Annotated in this window: 13 protein-coding genes; 4 read left to right on the top strand and 9 right to left on the bottom strand. The window is 76.5% G+C overall.

Annotated features, from left to right (window positions below; genetic code table 11):
• The first annotated feature begins 27 nt into the window (after nucleotides 1-27).
• Complete coding sequence (gene aroC, locus AB8M62_RS13475; protein WP_369054679.1) at nucleotides 28-1,269, top strand: chorismate synthase; 1,242 nt, start codon at nucleotides 28-30, stop codon at nucleotides 1,267-1,269.
• Nucleotides 1,270-1,311: 42 nt separating this feature from the next.
• On the opposite strand, the gene AB8M62_RS13470 is transcribed toward aroC, so the two are convergent.
• The 6 genes from AB8M62_RS13470 to AB8M62_RS13445 all read right to left on the bottom strand — a co-directional run bounded on the left by AB8M62_RS13470 (nucleotide 1,312) and on the right by AB8M62_RS13445 (nucleotide 8,942).
• Nucleotides 1,312-2,802 carry a M20/M25/M40 family metallo-hydrolase gene (locus AB8M62_RS13470; RefSeq protein ID WP_369069901.1) on the bottom strand — a complete coding sequence of 497 codons (1,491 nt, stop codon included), beginning with the start codon at nucleotides 2,800-2,802 and terminating at the stop codon, nucleotides 1,312-1,314.
• A gap of 114 nt (nucleotides 2,803-2,916) precedes the next feature.
• Nucleotides 2,917-3,375: a GNAT family N-acetyltransferase gene (locus AB8M62_RS13465; protein WP_369069900.1), complete on the bottom strand. Its 459-nt coding sequence runs from the start codon at nucleotides 3,373-3,375 to the stop codon at nucleotides 2,917-2,919.
• On the bottom strand, nucleotides 3,372-4,658 hold the full coding sequence (locus AB8M62_RS13460; protein ID WP_369069899.1) for an adenylosuccinate synthase: 1,287 nt from the start codon (nucleotides 4,656-4,658) through the stop codon (nucleotides 3,372-3,374). The genes AB8M62_RS13465 and AB8M62_RS13460 overlap by 4 nt, the downstream gene beginning before the upstream one ends.
• A gap of 107 nt (nucleotides 4,659-4,765) precedes the next feature.
• Entirely contained in the window at nucleotides 4,766-5,863 is a 1,098-nt protein-coding gene (locus tag AB8M62_RS13455; protein WP_369069898.1) for an NAD(P)/FAD-dependent oxidoreductase, read from the bottom strand.
• Entirely contained in the window at nucleotides 5,860-6,288 is a 429-nt protein-coding gene (locus tag AB8M62_RS13450; protein ID WP_369054686.1) for a DUF3151 domain-containing protein, read from the bottom strand. Before AB8M62_RS13450 ends, AB8M62_RS13455 begins: the two co-directional genes overlap by 4 nt.
• Nucleotides 6,285-8,942 (bottom strand): ATP-binding SpoIIE family protein phosphatase, encoded by a 2,658-nt coding sequence (locus AB8M62_RS13445; protein ID WP_369069897.1) that lies wholly within the window; start codon nucleotides 8,940-8,942, stop codon nucleotides 6,285-6,287. Before AB8M62_RS13445 ends, AB8M62_RS13450 begins: the two co-directional genes overlap by 4 nt.
• A gap of 243 nt (nucleotides 8,943-9,185) precedes the next feature.
• Between AB8M62_RS13445 and AB8M62_RS13440 the strand changes: the two genes are divergently transcribed.
• A complete protein-coding gene (locus tag AB8M62_RS13440) occupies nucleotides 9,186-9,608 on the top strand; it encodes an STAS domain-containing protein (protein ID WP_369054689.1) in 423 nt (140 codons plus the stop codon).
• 90 nt (nucleotides 9,609-9,698) lie between these two features.
• Here the strand turns inward: AB8M62_RS13440 and fbaA are convergent, their stop codons facing one another.
• Nucleotides 9,699-10,721: a class II fructose-bisphosphate aldolase gene (gene fbaA / locus AB8M62_RS13435; RefSeq protein ID WP_369069896.1), complete on the bottom strand. Its 1,023-nt coding sequence runs from the start codon at nucleotides 10,719-10,721 to the stop codon at nucleotides 9,699-9,701.
• Between the two features lie 121 nt (nucleotides 10,722-10,842).
• Here fbaA and AB8M62_RS13430 point away from each other — a divergent pair, with 121 nt between their 5' ends.
• Nucleotides 10,843-11,421, top strand: a complete 579-nt coding sequence (locus AB8M62_RS13430) for a type 1 glutamine amidotransferase domain-containing protein (protein WP_369054692.1) — start codon at nucleotides 10,843-10,845, stop codon at nucleotides 11,419-11,421.
• A gap of 10 nt (nucleotides 11,422-11,431) precedes the next feature.
• Complete coding sequence (locus tag AB8M62_RS13425) at nucleotides 11,432-12,433, top strand: TIGR03557 family F420-dependent LLM class oxidoreductase (protein WP_369054769.1); 1,002 nt, start codon at nucleotides 11,432-11,434, stop codon at nucleotides 12,431-12,433.
• 183 nt (nucleotides 12,434-12,616) lie between these two features.
• On the opposite strand, the gene AB8M62_RS13420 is transcribed toward AB8M62_RS13425, so the two are convergent.
• On the bottom strand, nucleotides 12,617-13,021 hold the full coding sequence (locus tag AB8M62_RS13420) for a DUF1801 domain-containing protein (RefSeq protein WP_369054694.1): 405 nt from the start codon (nucleotides 13,019-13,021) through the stop codon (nucleotides 12,617-12,619).
• Nucleotides 13,022-13,093: 72 nt separating this feature from the next.
• A complete protein-coding gene (locus tag AB8M62_RS13415) occupies nucleotides 13,094-16,138 on the bottom strand; it encodes an alpha-mannosidase (protein WP_373694941.1) in 3,045 nt (1,014 codons plus the stop codon).
• Between the last annotated feature and the right edge of the window lies 1 nt (nucleotide 16,139).

Here is a 16,139-nt window from a genome sequence, read left to right as displayed (position 1 = left end):
GACCGCGCGTGCGGCAGAATCGGGGTCGTGTTGCGTTGGCTGACGGCAGGCGAGTCCCACGGCCCCGCCCTCGCGGGCATCCTCGAGGGGATGCCCGCCGGTGTGGAGGTGAGCAGCGCCGACATCCGGGCGGCGCTCGCCCGGCGCCGCCTCGGCCACGGCCGCGGCGCCCGGATGGCCTTCGAGCAGGACGAGCTGGAGGTCATCGGCGGCGTCCGCCACGGGCGCACCCAGGGCGGGCCGGTCGCGCTGCGCATCGGCAACACCGAGTGGCCGCGCTGGCAGGAGGTCATGGCCGCCGACCCCGCCGACGCCGACGGCCGCCGCTACGACGAGCCGGGCCGGCTGCCGGCCCGCGGGCGCTCCGCGCCGCTGACCCGCCCGCGCCCCGGGCACGCGGACCTGACGGGCATGCAGAAGTACGGCTTCGACGACGCCCGCCCGGTCCTGGAGCGCGCCTCGGCGCGCGAGACCGCGACCCGCGTGGCGCTCGGCGAGGTGGCCCGCCGCTTCCTGGAGCAGGCCGTCGGCGCCGAGGTGCTCTCGCACGTCGTCTCGTTCGGCACGGTCAGCGCCCCCGCGGGCGTCGTCCCGGCCCGCGGCGACCGCGACCGCGTCGACGCCGACCCGGTGCGCTGCGTGGACCCGGGGACCAGCGCGCGGATGGTGGCCGAGGTGGACGCCGCCCACTCCGAGGGCGACACCCTCGGCGGGGTCGTGGAGGTCGTCGTGCACGGCCTGCCGCCGGGCCTGGGCTCGTACGTGCACTGGGACCGCAAGCTGGACGCCCGGCTGGCGGCGGCCCTCATGGGCATCCAGGCCATCAAGGGCGTCGAGGTGGGCGACGGGTTCGAGACGGCCCGCCGCCGCGGCTCGGCCGCCCACGACGAGATCGAGCGCACCGACGGCGGCGAGGGCGCGGACGGGATGACGGTGCGCCGGCGCACCGACCGCGCCGGCGGCATCGAGGGCGGCATGAGCAACGGCGAGGTGCTGCGGATCCGCGCGGCCATGAAGCCGATCTCGACGGTGCCGCGCGCGCTGGACACCGTGGACACGGCCTCCGGCGGTGCGGCGCAGGCGATCGCGCAGCGCTCCGACGTGGCGGCCGTCCCGGCCGCGGGGGTCGTGGCCGAGGCGATGGTCAGCCTCGTGCTCGCCGACGCCGTGCTGGAGAAGTTCGGCGGCGACACCGTCGAGCAGGTCCGCGCGAACGTGCGCTCCTACCTGGACGGGCTGTCGATCCGCACCGCCGCCGCGGGTTCCTGACCGGCCGCGCCGGGGACCCGCGGGACCCCGGCGCGGCGTCCGTCAGGCGGCGTTCCCCGTGGGCGCCTCGAGCGCGCCGGCCGCGGGGTTGCGGCTGAGGTCCTCGAAGAACCCCTTCTTCGTGCGGGCCATCGTCATCGTGGCGTGCGCGGCCGCGTCGCCGAGGACGGCGAGCGCCGCGGTGGAGACGTTGCCGGTGTCGTCGCAGGGCGTGTGGTAGCAGGAGTCGTAGGCCTCACCGGCGGTGCCGCCGAACCGCTCGGCCTCCTCCTCGGTCTTCACGCCCTCCGCGCCGCTGAACAGACCACCGGCGGGGATCCCGACCGCGATGAACGGGCCGTAGTCCGAGCGGCCGTCGAAGTCGGTGGGCACCGAGCCGCCGCGGGGTTCGAGGAAGTCGGTGAACAGGCGCTCGATCCGCGCGGACCCGGGCGGGCCGGCCAGCGGGGTGTCCGAGCCGTCGCCGTCGTAGACGAACGGCACCCAGTTCGGCGAGCCGAGCATGTCGAAGTTCAGGGTCGCGTAGGTCGCGCGCAGCTCGCGGTCGGACAGCTGCGCGACGTAGTGCTCCGAGCCGAGCAGGCCCAGCTCCTCCGCGCCCCAGAAGGCGAACCGGACGCGCTGGCGGTTCTGCACGCCCAGCTCGGCCATCTGCTCGGCGATCTCCAGGACGGCCGCGACACCGGTGCCGTTGTCGTTGATCCCCGGGCCCTCCAGCGTGGAGTCCAGGTGGGCGCCGACGACGACGGTGCGCGACGCGGCGCCCGTCGGGGAGTCGGCCAGGACGTTCCAGGTGGTGCGGTCCTCCAGCAGGGTGTCGACGTTGACGGCCAGCTCGACGTCGCCCGCGGTGGCGGCGGCGACCAGCGCGGCCCCGGCGGCGGCGCTGAGGCCGACGACGGGGATGCCGGTGCCGGGTGCGCCGAGGGTGCCGTTGAGGAGCTCCTCGGGGTCCTCGACACCGGCGTTGACGACGACGGCGGCCACCGCACCGGCGTCCTCGGCGTTGGCGGCCTTGACGGCGAAGGAGCACGTCCCGCGCTGGAGCACGGCGACCGCGCCGGCGGGGAACCCGGCGAAGTCGCCGGCCTCGCAGCCGCTCGTGGACGGCAGTTCGTCGGCGAAGTCCACGACGCGGGCGGTGCCCTCGACCTGCCCGTTGCCGGAGAACGTGAGGGGGCGGGTCTCGTAGTCCGCGGCCTCCGGGGAGGTCTGCGCCAGCGAGGTGGGCGTCAGCTCCTCGTAGTAGGGGAACGTGAACTCCTGCAGCTCCACGTCGTACCCGGCGCGCAGCAGGCGCTCCTGCACGTAGCGGGCCGACGCCTCGTACCCGGGGGTGCCGGAGGCCCGGTTCCCATCGTTCTCGTTGGCGATGCGCTGCAGGACGCGCAGGTGGCCCACGATCCCGTCGACGGTGACGGCCCCCGTCAGCCGCGTGGTGTCCACCTCGTCGACGGCCGCGGCCGGGGCCGCCGGGACGACGAGGGAACCCGCGGCGAGCAGGGCGACGGACAGGACGGCTGGTCGGCGCACAGCGCTCCTCCGGTTCGGACGGTCGCCGGCGTCCGCCGGAGGACCGTCTCCGATGCGATGCGTGAGAACCTAGTGACGCCGAGTGTTCTTGGGAACCCCTGTGCCGCCCCTGCGTCAGGCGGTGCGCAGCATCGGCAGGTGCGGGATGCCGTCGTCGAGGTACTCCTCGCCCACGACGCGGAACCCGAACCGCCCGTACCAGCCGGCCAGGTGCGACTGCGCGTCCAGCAGGACGTCGGCGTCCCCGGCCAGCTCGATCCCCTTGCGCAGCAACGCACCGGCGGCACCGGCGCCGCGGGCCGCGCGCGCCGTGGCGACGCGCCCGATGCGCGCGCGCCCGTCCGGTTCGGCCAGCAGCCGCGCCGTGGCGGCCACGCCGCCGCCGGCCGTCTCGGCCCACAGCTGCACCGCACCGGGTTCGGCGTCCCGGCCGTCGAGGTCGGGGTAGGCGCACTCCTGCTCGACGACGAACACGTCCACGCGCAGCTTCAGCAGCGCGTACAGCGTCAGCGCCGGCACCTGCGCCGTCGGCGCGTGGTGGACGCTCAATCCAGGGGCGAGGCCCGCGCTCATCCCAGCAGGTCGTGGCGCACGACGGTCTGCTCGCGGTCCGGGCCCACGCCCACCGCGGAGATCCGCGCCCCCGACATCTCCTCCAGCGCCTCGACGTAGCGCTGCGCGTTCTTGGGCAGGTCCGCGGTGGTGCGCGCGCCGGTGATGTCCTCGCTCCAGCCGTCGAAGAACTCGTACACCGGGGTTGCGTGGTGGAAGTCGCTCTGCGACATCGGCATCTCGTCGTGGCGCACGCCGTCGACGTCGTAGGCCACGCACACCGGGATGCGCTCCCAGCCGGTGAGGGTGTCCAGCTTCGTCAGGACGAAGTCGGTGACGCCGTTGACCCTGGCGGCGTAGCGGGAGATCACCGCGTCGTACCAGCCGGTGCGGCGGGGGCGGCCGGTCGTGGTGCCGAACTCCCCGCCGTCCTGGCGCAGCTTCTCGCCGTCGGCGTCGAGCAGCTCGGTGGGGAACGGCCCCTCGCCCACGCGGGTCGTGTACGCCTTGACGACGGCGATGATGCGGTCGATGCGGTTCGGCGGGACGCCGGAACCCGTGCACGCGCCGGCGGCCGTGGCGTTGGAGCTGGTGACGAACGGGTAGGTGCCGTGGTCGATGTCCAGCAGCGTGGCCTGGCCGCCCTCGAACAGCACCACCTCGTCGCGGTCCAGCGCCGCGGACAGCTCCAGGCCGACGTCGCGGACCATGGGCCGCAGCCGCTCCGCGTACGACAGCAGCGTCTCCACGGTCTCGTCGACCGAGACCGCGCGGCGGTTGTAGACCTTGACGAGCAGGTGGTTCTTCTGGTCGAGGGCGCCCTCGACCTTCTGCCGCAGGATGCTCTCGTCGAACAGGTCCTGCACCCGCACGCCCACCCGGTTGATCTTGTCCGCGTAGGTGGGGCCGATGCCGCGGCCGGTCGTGCCGATCTTGCGCTTGCCCAGGAACCGCTCGGTCACCTGGTCGAGGCTGCGGTGGTAGGGGGCGATGACGTGCGCGGAGGCGGAGACGATCAGCCGGGAGCAGTCCACGCCGCGGGCCTCGAGGGCGTCCAGCTCCTCGTACAGCACGGCCGGGTCCACGACGACGCCGTTGCCGATGACCGGGGTGACCCCGGGGGTGAGGATGCCCGAGGGCAGCAGGTGCAGCGCGTACTTCTCGTCGCCGACGACCACGGTGTGCCCGGCGTTGTTGCCGCCGTTGAACTTCACGACGTAGTCGACGCGGGCGCCGAGGGCGTCGGTCGCCTTGCCCTTGCCCTCGTCCCCCCACTGGGCGCCGACGAGCACGATCGCGGGCATGAGATCCCCTGCTTCCTTCAGGCGGCTGAGCCGGCCGACCGCGCCGGGCCGGCGCCGGTGACCGCGGGCAGCTTACCGGTGCCCGCGGTCACCGACCCCGCGCGCGCTCAGCCGAGGCGGCGGGCCAGTTCCAGTCCCAGCCGGTGCCCCGACACCCACGCCGTCTCCACCTTGGACGTGCGGCCCCAGGCGTCGCCGCACACGCCGATGCCGCTGGCCTCGTCGAAGCCGAACGGCTCCTCGGCGTGCTGGCGCAGCGGCTGCGCCAGCGACCAGCGGTGCGCGCGCGCCCAGTCCGGCTCGGGGGTGGGCTCCCCCGTCAGCAGCGGGCCCAGCTCGGCGACCACGTCGCCGATCGCACCGGCGGGGTCGTCGAGGTGGCCGGCGGAGAAGTCCGGGCCGGCGTGCGCGACGAGCACGGGCGCGCCGTCGCCGCGGCGCGCGCCGTCGTCGGCGAGGAAGACCAGCAGGTCGGAGTCGTTGACGAAGGCGCCGTCGAAGTCCGGCCACCAGCGCTGCGGCCAGGCGGCGTACACGGCGATGCACGGGCGCCAGTTCCAGCGCGCGGACACGTCCAGGCGGGTGGCGACCATGCGCGGCAGCAGGTCGGCTGCCTGCGGGTCGGGCATCGCCAGGACGACGGCGGCCGCGGGCGCCCCGTCCACGACGGGCCCGTCGGCGGTGGCGTCGACGGACTCCACGTCGGTGGTGCCGCTGACCTCCAGGGGCGCGCGCCCGGGCGGGGCGGCGAGGTCGTCGACGAGGGAGCGCAGGCCCGCGGGGGCGGCCCAGCGCACCGGCCCGCTGCTGCGGCCGTCCTCGGCGTCCGGGCGCAGCCGGGCCCCGTCGCGGGCCCGCCCGGAGACCACGGCGAAGGTGTCGGTCCACGGCCGGGCCAGCCCGCGGGCCTCCCAGTCGCGCACCTGGGCGCTGAAGGCGTCGTCGGAGGCCGTCAGGTAGGAGGCGCCGAGGTCGGCGACGTGCACGCCCACCGCGGTCTGGACGCGCCGGCCGCTCATCCGCCCGCCGGGGCGGCGGCCGCGGTCCAGGACCCGCACGGGCACGCCCGCGTCGGCCAGGGCGCGCGCGCACGCCAGCCCGGAGACCCCGGCGCCGACGACGACGACGGGCCGCTCGGCGGTGGCCGCGCGCGCCGGGGCGTCGGGCTCGGGGGTGTCGCGGGGCGTCTCGCGCTCGGCGGTCACCGGGCGGCGTCCGGCAGCAGCTGCCCGACGGCCGCGGGGTCGCAGTCGCCGAGGAACTGCCGGCAGCGGGTGGACTCCTCCTCCTCGCCGATGGCCGTGGCGGCGCGCTGGAGGGCGGCCAGCGCCCGCAGGAAGCCGCGGTTCGGCTCGTGCGCCCACGGCACGGGGCCGTGCCCGCGCCAGCCGGCGCGGCGCAGCGCGTCCAGGCCGCGGTGGTAGCCGGTGCGGGCGTAGGCGTAGGCGGTCACGGCCTCGCCGGCGTCCAGGGCGCGCTCGGCCAGCAGCGCCCACGGCAGCGAGGCCGAGGGGTGGGCGGCGGCCACCTCGCGCGGGTCGCCGCCGCCGGCCAGGGCGGCGTCCACCGCGGGCGCGGCGGGCAGGTGGGTGGGCGGCGGGCCGCCCAGCAGGTTGGTCGGGCTGGTCATCGTGCTCCTGGGTCCGGGTCTGGGTCGGGGTCTGGGTCCTGGGTCCGGGGTCCGGTCGTCGGGGGCTCGCCGGGCGGGGGCTCGTCGGGCGCGGGGACGGGGTGCAGCTCCACCCAGACGAGCTTGCCGCGGCGCGTGCGCTGCCAGCCCCAGCGGCCCAGCCGCTCCACCAGGCGCATGCCGTGGCCGCCGCCGCCGTCGCCGCGGGGGTCGACCACGCGCGGCGCCTCGGGGCTGTCGTCCTCCACCTCCACGCGCAGCCCGGTGGGCAGGTCGAACAGGCGCAGCCCGACGGTGCCCCAGCCGTGCAGGACGGCGTTGGCGACCAGCTCGGAGACGACCACCTCGGCCCGCGGGCCGCAGTCCAGGCCCCACACGGCGCAGGCGCGCAGGGTCGCGTGCCGGGCCTTGCCCACGGAGGAGGGGTCCGGCGGCAGCTGCCAGCGGCGCCGGCGCGGCGTGTCGGCCGTGCGGGCCGGGGAGTCGCCGGCGTCCGCCGGGTCCTCGGGCACGCGCACGACGACGAGGGCCGTGTCGTCCTCCGGGGCCTCGCCCAGGCCCTGCAGCAGCTCCTCGCCGATGCCGGCGGCGTCGTGGGCGCGCACGCCCTCCAGCGTCTCCACCAGCACCGTCAGCCCGTCGCGCATGGGCCGGGACCGCTGCTCGATGAGGCCGTCGGTGTAGAAGACGAGGACGTCACCGGGCCCCAGGGCGCGCTCGCGCGTCGGCCGGGGCCGCTCCCCCAGCCCGACGAGCGTCCCGGTGGCCTCGCTGAGCACCTCCACGCGCTCGCCCGCGCGGCCGGCCGCCCGGCGCAGCAGCGGCGGCAGGTGCCCGGCGCTGGACCACGACACCTCCCAGCCGCCGTCGTCCAGGCGCTGCAGCGACGCGTACACGAGGCTGGCCATGCGCGGCACGCTCATGGCGGCGACCAGCGCGTCCACGCGCCCCAGGACGCTGCCGGGGTCGTCCAGCTCGTGGGCGCAGGAGCGCACCACGGAGCGGATCTGCCCCATCGCGGCGGCGGCCTCCAGGTCGTGGCCGACGACGTCGCCGACGACGACGGCCGCGAGGTCGTCGGTGGTCTGCAGGACGTCGTACCAGTCGCCGCCGACCTGGGCGTGCTCGGCGTTGGAGTCGTAGAACGTCCACACGTCCAGGCCCGGGACGACCGCCTGCTCGGGCAACATGCTGCGCTGCAACGTCTCCGCCAAGGTGTGTTCCCGCTGGTGCAGCCGCGCGGTCTCCACCAGGAGCCCCGCGCGGCGGGCGGCGCCCGCGAGCACCGCCAGGTCCTTCCCGTCCCTGCCGTCCCCGCCGCCCGGGCGGGGCAGCGTCACGAGCAGGCCCACGACCGTCTCACGGCCGACCATCGGGGTGAGCACCGCCTCCGCGGCGCGCCCGGCGAGGCCGGGCAGCCCGGCCAGCCGGGCGGCGATCCAGCCGGAGGGGGTCGCCGCGAGCTCGCCGGCACCGGCGGTCGCGGCGGCGCCGAGCGGGGCGGGGCGCACGGGCTGGTGCGGGTCGACGTCCAGGTGCGGGTCCGGCGGACGGGTCCGGGCGGTGCGCGGCAGCCGGTGGCCCGCCAGCCCGCCCGGGCCGCCCAGGTGCGGGCCGGCGGCGGCGGCCACGAGGGCCTCGGTGGGGCGCACGGCCCCCGTGTGGTCGCCGGTCAGGACGACCGCGGCGTCGGCGGCGACGTGGGTGACCAGCAGGTGCGCGACGCGGTCCAGCCCGGCGGCGACGTCGTCGACGACGACGACCTCGTCCAGCTGCTCCAGCAGCGCCAGGCGCTGCGCGCTCTCCTCCTCGGCGGCCAGGGCGCGGTGCAGCTGCGCCTCGGCGCCGGCGCGGCCGGTGACGTCGCCGTGCCAGGACACGACGTGGCAGACGGCGCCGGTGGGGTCCAGCAGGGGCGTGGTGCGCACGTGGTGCAGGAAGGACGTGCCGTCGCTGCGGCCCGCCAGCACGGTGACGGCCGCCGGTTCCGCCTCGCGGACGCTGCGCGACAGCGCCGCGCGCACCAGGTGCCGGGCGTCGAGGTCGTCGGTGCGCAGCAGCGCGGCGGCGGGACCGCCCACGACCTCGCGCGCCGGGGTGCCGGTGGCGCGCGACCAGCCCTCGCCGGCGTGGACGACGACGACCTCGGGCGCCCCGTCCGGGCCGCCGGGGCGCACGGCGCTGACGGCGAGGCCCGCGACGTCCGCGAAGCCGCCGGGCCCGACCGCCCCGGCGCCCTCGGGGCGGTGCAGGGCGAGCAGGGTCCGCGGGGCGGTGCGCGCGGGGACGCCGTCCTCGGCGTAGGGGGTGGCCGACAGCCACAGCCCGTCGGGCAGCGGGGCCCCGACCAGGTGCTCGCCGCGGGCGGCGCGCGCCCACAGGTCGGCCTCGGCGGCCCCGGCGCCCGGGCGGGCGCGGACCAGCCAGCCCGCCAGGTCGGCCAGGTCGCCGGTGAGCCGGTCGTGCGGGGCGGCACCGGCCAGGGCGCGGGAGGCGGCGTCGGCGCCCAGCAGGGGGGCGCCCGCGCCCGGACGGGGGTCCGGGCCGGCGGAGGGGTCCGAGGGGGCCGAGGGGGCCGAGGGAGCACGGCCCACGAGCAGCACGGCGACCGGTTCCTCGTGCAGCGCGACCGGCTGCGGCGGGTCGGCGCTCATGCGGGTTGTCTCCTCCGGGGCTGCGGGGCGATGGCGCGCGCGGACGACGCCGACCCGGTGGATAGCATGCAGCCGAGCCCGACGGTCCGCGCGTCGAGGAGGCCGCCCGAGCAGCCCGGGTGACCTCCGTCCCGCGCGCGGTCCAGCGTGTTCTACCGTGCGGTACCAGCCACACGGCCGACATCCGCGCCTGCAGAGACCCGGGCCGGCTCGACAGCCTGCGTGCAGCCCAGCGGAGGAGCCATGACGAAGGACTCGACACCGGACGCCGCCCCCGGGGGCGAGGCGCCACGGGTGCCCGAGGTGCGCTCGGTGGACCCCGGGTCGGTGCACGTCCTGTACGAACCGCGCGCGACCCGCGTCGTCCTGACCGGCGAGATCGACGCCGAGCTGGGCCCCGACCTGCTGGAGGCCGCGGAGGACGCGCTGTCCTCGGGCCGGCCGCTGCAGGTGGACGCGCACCACGTGACGTTCATGGACTCCACGGGCCTGGCGTTCCTGGCCCGCCTGGCCTCGCGCAGCCGCGGGCGCCGGGTCACCCTCATCCGCCCGCCGGCGGTGGTGAAGTTCCTCATCGAGACGACCAACATCGTCCAGCTGCTCGACGTGGTCGACGAGGAGCCGGGCCTGTCGGACGACGACGACCTCGGGCCGCAGCCGGCCTGACGCGCCCGGCACCAGCCCCGCCCCGCAGCACCAGGGCCCGCCACCGTCGCACGGTGGCGGGCCCTGTCGCTGCCGGGGGAGCTCAGGCGGTCACTTGACGTGCTTGCCGGCGCTGCGCAGGCCCTGGGCGGCCTCGACGACGCGGGCGGCCATCCCGGCCTCGGCGGCCTTGCCCCAGGTGCGCGGGTCGTACTGCTTCTTGTTGCCGACCTCGCCGTCGACCTTCAGCACGCCGTCGTAGTTGCGGAACACGTGCTCCACCACCGGGCGGGTGAAGGCGTACTGCGTGTCGGTGTCGATGTTCATCTTCACCACGCCGTGGTCGACGGCGGCGGAGATCTCCTCCGGCAGCGAGCCGGACCCGCCGTGGAAGACGAGGTCGAACGGCTTGTCCCTGCCGACCTCCCCGCCGATCTCGTCCTGGATCTCCTTGAGGATCTCCGGGCGCAGCTTGACGTTGCCCGGCTTGTAGACGCCGTGGACGTTGCCGAAGGTCAGGGCCGTCATGTAGCGGCCCTTCTCCCCCGTGCCGAGCGCCTGCACGGTGGCGCGGGCGTCGGCGACGGTCGTGTAGAGCTTGTCGTTGATCTCGTGGGCGACGCCGTCCTCCTCGCCGCCGACGACGCCGATCTCGACCTCCAGGACGATCCGCGCGGCGCTGGTCAGGGCCAGCAGCTCCTCGGCGATCTGCAGGTTCTCCTCCAGCGGCACGGCCGAGCCGTCCCACATGTGGGACTGGAACAGCGGCTCGCGGCCCTCCTTGACGCGCTCGGCGGAGATGGCGATGAGGGGGCGGACGAAGCCGTCCAGCTTGTCCTTGGGGCAGTGGTCGGTGTGCAGGGCGATGTTGACGTCGTACGCCTTGGCGACGTGGTGGGCGTACTCGGCCAGGGCCTGCGCCCCCAGGACCATGTCCTTGACGGTCGAGCCGGACAGGTACTCGGCGCCGCCGGTGGACACCTGCACGATGCCGTCGCTCTCGGCCTCCGCGAAGCCGCGGATGGCGGCGTTCAGCGTCTGCGAGGAGGAGACGTTGATCGCGGGGTAGGCGAACGACCCGGCCTTGGCGCGGTCCAGCATCTCGGCGTAGACGTCCGGGGTGGCGATGGGCATGGCTGCTCCTCTGCTGACGGCTCTGGCGGGGCCGATCCTTCCACGCCGGGCCCGGCCGCGCGGGAGGAGCCGCGCGGCGCTGCGGATGCCGCCCGCGCGGGCCCGTGCCAGCGTGGGCGGCATGGGTGCTGAAGAGCTGGACGGCAAGAAGGTCGCGTTCCTCGTCGCGGGCGAGGGCATCGAGCAGGTGGAGCTCACCGAGCCGTGGAAGGCGGTGCAGGAGGCGGGCGGCCGGCCGGTGCTGCTGTCCCCGCAGCCGGGCAGCGTGCAGGCGTTCGACCACCTCGACAAGGCCGACACGTTCCCCGTGGACGTCGTCGTCTCCGACGCCTCGCCGAGCGAGTACGCGGCGCTGGTGCTGCCCGGCGGCGTCGCCAACCCGGACGCGCTGCGCACCGACCGCTCCGCGGTGACGTTCGTGCAGCAGTTCGCCGCCTCGACCCGGCCGGTGTTCGCGATCTGCCACGCGCCGTGGACGCTGATCGAGGCCGACGTGGTGCGCGGGCGCCGCACGACGTCGTGGCCGAGCCTCGCGACCGACCTGCGCAACGCGGGCGCGGAGTGGGTCGACGAGGAGCTCGTGGTGTGCGAGGGCGGACCGGGGCCGCTGGTCACCAGCCGCAAGCCCGACGACCTGCCGGCGTTCTGCTCCGCCCTGGTGCAGCACGTCGCCCGCGTCGACGTCCCCGCGGGGGCCTGACGTGGCCGAGGTGCGCATCGGCTACACGTGCATGAGCGAGCAGTCGGACCCCCGCTGGCTCGTGCGCGACGCGCGGGCCGCGGAGGAGGCCGGCTTCGACCTCGTCGTCTTCTCCGACCACTACTCGCCGTGGCTGACCTCGCAGGGCCACGCGCCGTACGCGTGGAGCGTCCTGGGCGCGGTCAGCCAGGTCACCTCCCGCGTGGAGCTGATGACGTACGTGACGGCGCCGACGATGCGCTACCACCCGGCGGTGGTGGCGCAGAAGGCGGCGACGGTGGGTCTGCTGTCGGAGGGCCGCTTCACGCTGGGCCTCGGCTCCGGCGAGAACCTCAACGAGCACGTCGTCGGCGAGCGCTGGCCGGCCGTCGAGGAGCGGCAGGACATGCTCGTCGAGGCGCTGGAGATCATCGACGAGCTGTTCGAGGGGCAGCTGCTCACCTACGCCGGGGAGCACTTCCGGGTGGACTCCGCCCGCCTGTGGGACCTGCCGGAGCGGCGGGTGCCGATCGCCGTCGGCGTGTCCGGGGACAAGTCCTGCACGCGGTTCGCGCCGCTGGCCGACCACATGATCGCCGTGGAGCCGGACCCGTCGTTCGGGCCGGCGTGGGACGCCGCGCGCACCCCCGACCAGCCGGCCGCCAGCCGCCGCATCGGGCAGCTGCCGGTGTGCTGGGACGCCGACCGCGACGCGGCGATCGCCCGCGCGCACGACCAGTTCCGCTGGTTCGCGGGCGGGTGGAAGGTGAACGCCGACCTGCCCACCACCGCGGGGTTCTCCGGCGCGACGCAGTTCGTGCGCCCCGAGGACGTCGCCGAGGCGATCCCCTGCGGGGACGACGTGGACGCCGTCGTCGAGGCCGCGTCGGCGTTCTTCGCCGCGGGGTTCACCGACCTCGCCCTCGTGCAGGTCGGCGGCGAGCACCAGCAGCCGTTCCTGGAGGCGGCGCAGCGGGAGCTCCTGCCCGCGCTGCGCGAGGCCGCCGCCTCGAACGACCCCAGCCCCAGCTGACGGGTCCTCCCCAGCGTCGGGGGGGGGGGGCCCCCGCCGCGGGGGGGGGCCGCGCGGGGGCGCGTGTCCGGGGGGGCCGCCGGCCCGCCGCGCCCCCCCCCCCCCCCCCCCCCCCCCCCCCCCCCCCCCCCCCCCCCCCCCCCCCCCCCCCCCCCCCCCCCCCCCCCCCCCCCCCCCCCCGGTTCAGGACAGCCGGGCGGCCACCTCGACGGACCGCGCCAGCACCTCGCGCAGGACGGCGGTGTCGAGGTCGTCGAGGCGGCGCAGGTTCAGGCAGCCGCGCCCGGCCCCGTGCGGGCCGAGGCGCTCCAGCAGGTCCGCGTACTCCTCGACGGCCCCCGACAGGTACACCGACGTGTGCTGCTTGCGCGGGGACACCCCGACGAGCGGGGTGTCCCCCTCGTGGCCGGAGGCGTACCGGTAGTGGCGGGAGCCGAACCCCACGATCGCCGTCCCCCACAGGACGGGCGGCTCCCCCGTCACCTCGGCCGCGAGCGCGACGAGGCGGCGGGCGTCGGCGCGGCGCCGCTCGTCGGGCACCGCGTCGAGGAAGGCCCCCACGTCACCGCCGGTCGGCACCGTCGACACCCCGGTGAGGGTGCATCCGGGGCCCCGGCGCTGTCGAGACCCCGCGCCGCTGTCGGGCCCCGCGACGGGCCCTCAGCCCCGCGCCAGGCGCAGGGTGACGATCTGGAACGGCCGCAGCTCCAGCGCCGCGGCGCCGTCGGCCACCTCCCGCAGCGCGCGCGGCTCGACGGGCCGCTCCAGCAGGTCGGTCTCGGTGACCGAGGCGACCGCGAAGGACGGGCGCACGGTGGCGCGGGCCCGGCCGCCGTGCGCCTCGTACAGGCGCACGACGACGTCGCCGCCGCGGTCCTCGGCCAGCTTCACGGCCTCCACGACGACGCCGTCGCCCTCGACGGCGACCAGCGGCTCGACCGGCGCGGACCCGCGCGCTCCGGGCACCTCGCGCAGCGGCAGGTTCAGCCGGTACCCCTCGCGGACGGCGTCGGCGATCGCGGCGCCGACGACGAGGGAGGCGCGCAGCCGGTGCTCGCCCTGGTCGGCGTCGGGGTCGGGGAACAGCGGCGCGCGCAGCAGCGACAGCCGCACCGTCGTGGTGGTGCCGCCGTCGTCGCGGGTGGTGCGGCCGGTGTCGTGGCCGTAGGTGGAGTCGTTGGCGACGGCCACGCCGTACCCGGCCTCGCCCACGTGGACCCAGCGGTGCGCGCACGTCTCGAACCGGGCGGCGTCCCAGGAGGTGTTGGCGTGGGTGGGGCGCAGCACGTGCCCGAACTGCACCTCGCTGGCGGCGCGGTCGGCGTGCACGTCGAGGGGGAAGGCGAGCTTGAGCAGCTTCTGCCGCTCGTGCCAGTCCACGTCGAACGCCAGCTCGACCGAGCGGGCGCCCGCGGCCAGGGACACCGTCTGCTCGACGCGGGAGTCGCCGAAGGCGCGCACGACGCGCACGGCCACGCGCTGCGGGGAGTCCTCGACGAGCTCGACGGACTCGGCGGCGGTCAGGTCGGTGGTGTGCCGGCGGTAGTGCTCGTCGACGTCCCAGGCGTCCCACTGGGTGGGGGTGTCGCGGTGCAGCTGCAGCAGGCCGCCGCGCCGCCCCGGCGCGAGGACCTCCCGGCCGGCCGCGACGTCGAGGACGGAGGCCAGCAGGCCGTCGCCGTCGACGAGGACCCGGACGTGGTCGTTCTCCAGGACGAACCCGTCCCCCTCGGCCTTCGCGCGGGCGTCGGCGCCGGGGCGCGCGGGCGCGGCGCCGAGCGCGGGCACGCCGTCGCGGGCGAACGGCCCGGCGTTGAACACGACGCTCTCGCCGCTCCCGCCACCGTCCCCGGCCAGCGCGCGCAGCGAGGAGGCGATCAGCTCCTCCAGCTCGGCGGCGACCTCGGCGTAGCGGGCCTCGGCCTCGCGGTGCACCCAGGCGATCGAGGAGCCGGGCAGGATGTCGTGGAACTGCTGCAGCAGCACGACGTGCCAGATCCGCTCCAGCGCCTCGTACGGGTACGCGGCGCCGCGCTGCACGGCCGCGGCGCTCGCCCACAGCTCCGCCTCGCGCAGCAGGTGCTCGCTGCGCCGGTTGCCGCGCTTGGTGCGCGCCTGCGAGGTGTAGGTGCCGCGGTGGAACTCCAGGTACACCTCCCCGCTCCACACCGGCGGGTCGGGGTACTCCTCCTCGGCGCGGCGGAAGAAGTCGTGCGGGCCGCCCAGCTCGACGACCGGGGAGCCCTCCAGCGAGCGGGTGCGCGCGGCCGCGGCGAGCATCTCGCGGGTGGGGCCGCCGCCGCCGTCGCCGTAGCCGAAGGGCAGCAGCGAGGTGCGGGCGCGGCCCTTCTCGGCGAACTGCCGCTCGGCGCGGGCCAGGTCCTCCCCGCCCAGGTCGGAGTTGTACGTGTCCGCGGGCGGGAAGTGCGTGAAGATCCGGGTGCCGTCGATGCCCTCCCACGCGAACGTGTGGTGCGGCATCCGGTTCACCTCGTTCCACGACGGCTTCTGCGTGAGGAACCAGCGGGCGCCCGCGGCGCGGGCGATTTGCGGCATGGCCGCCGTGTAGCCGAAGGAGTCCGGCAGCCACACGTCCAGCGGCTCCACGCCCAGCTCCTCGGCGAAGAACCGCTTGCCGGCGACGAACTGGCGGGCCAGCGCCTCCCCGCCGGGCATGTTGGTGTCCGACTCCACCCACATGCCGCCCACGGGCACGAACCGCCCCTCGGCGACGCGCCGCTTGATGCGCTCGAAGAGCTCCGGCTGGGTGTCGCGCACCCACGCGTACTGCTGCGCCGAGGAGCACGCGAACACCAGGTCGGGGTCCTCGTCCATGAGGGCCAGGACGTTGGAGAAGGTGCGGGCGCACTTGCGGGCGGTCTCGCGCGTCGGCCACAGCCACGCGGAGTCGATGTGGGCGTGGCCCACGGCCGTCACGCGGTGCGCGCTGGCCGAGGCCGGCTGCGCCAGGACGCCCGCCAGCGCGGCCCGCCCCGCGGCGGCGGTCCCGGCCACGTCCCACGGGTCCACGACGTCGACGGCCGTGTCGAGGGCCACCAGGACCTCCGCCCGGCGGGCGGAGGCCTCCGGCAGCTGCCCGAGCAGCCCGCGCAGCGTCCACACGTCCTGCAGCAGCTCCCACACCGCCACGTCGAGCTCGGCGACGTCGGCGGCCGCCAGGCGGTACAGCGGGTCGGTCCCCGCCGTCGCCGGGTCGCCCAGCCGCGTCGGGGAGGCGAACACCCCGTCCCCGGACACGTCCGGGTTGGACGAGGCCTCCAGCAGGACGTCGACCCCGGGCCCGCCGCCCAGCGCGGCCAGGGGCACGTACCGGTTGCGCGGGTGCAGGCCCTTCACGACGGTGCCGTCCGGGCGGTAGGCGGTGGCCTCGGCCTGGAAGCCCGGCTGCACGGCCGAGTAGCCGAGGTCGGCGACGACCTCCAGGCGGGTGCCCTCGGCGCCCCAGCCGTCCGGGACGTCCCCGCGCAGGCGGAACCACGTCGTGCCCCACGGCCGGCCCCACGCGGTGCCCACGGCGAACGGCGAGAACTCCTGCGCGACGGCCTCGGCGAAGGGCACCGGCTCGCCCGGCGCCGCCCACGCCGACACCTCCAGCGGGTGCCGGCGCCGGTAGGCCGCCGGTTCGAGGCGCTCGCGGACGAAGCGATCCACGCGCATCTCGACCAGGGCGGGGTTGACGTGCACG

The organism is Kineococcus terrestris, assembly GCF_041020755.1.
In the GTDB taxonomy this organism is placed as follows: domain Bacteria; phylum Actinomycetota; class Actinomycetes; order Actinomycetales; family Kineococcaceae; genus Kineococcus; species Kineococcus terrestris.
The sequence above is the reverse complement of the archived record's forward strand: the minus strand, read 5'-3'. Positions and strand labels throughout refer to the sequence as shown.

Coding starts and splice junctions, on each gene's coding strand:
- AB8M62_RS13465 (WP_369069900.1), bottom strand. CDS start 3,375: ATGAGCGCGGGCCTCGCCCCTGGATTGAGCGTCCACCACGCGCCGACG.
- AB8M62_RS13460 (WP_369069899.1), bottom strand. CDS start 4,658: ATGCCCGCGATCGTGCTCGTCGGCGCCCAGTGGGGGGACGAGGGCAAG.
- AB8M62_RS13450 (WP_369054686.1), bottom strand. CDS start 6,288: ATGACCAGCCCGACCAACCTGCTGGGCGGCCCGCCGCCCACCCACCTG.
- AB8M62_RS13445 (WP_369069897.1), bottom strand. CDS start 8,942: ATGAGCGCCGACCCGCCGCAGCCGGTCGCGCTGCACGAGGAACCGGTC.
- AB8M62_RS13440 (WP_369054689.1), top strand. CDS start 9,186: ATGACGAAGGACTCGACACCGGACGCCGCCCCCGGGGGCGAGGCGCCA.
- fbaA (WP_369069896.1), bottom strand. CDS start 10,721: ATGCCCATCGCCACCCCGGACGTCTACGCCGAGATGCTGGACCGCGCC.
- AB8M62_RS13430 (WP_369054692.1), top strand. CDS start 10,843: ATGGGTGCTGAAGAGCTGGACGGCAAGAAGGTCGCGTTCCTCGTCGCG.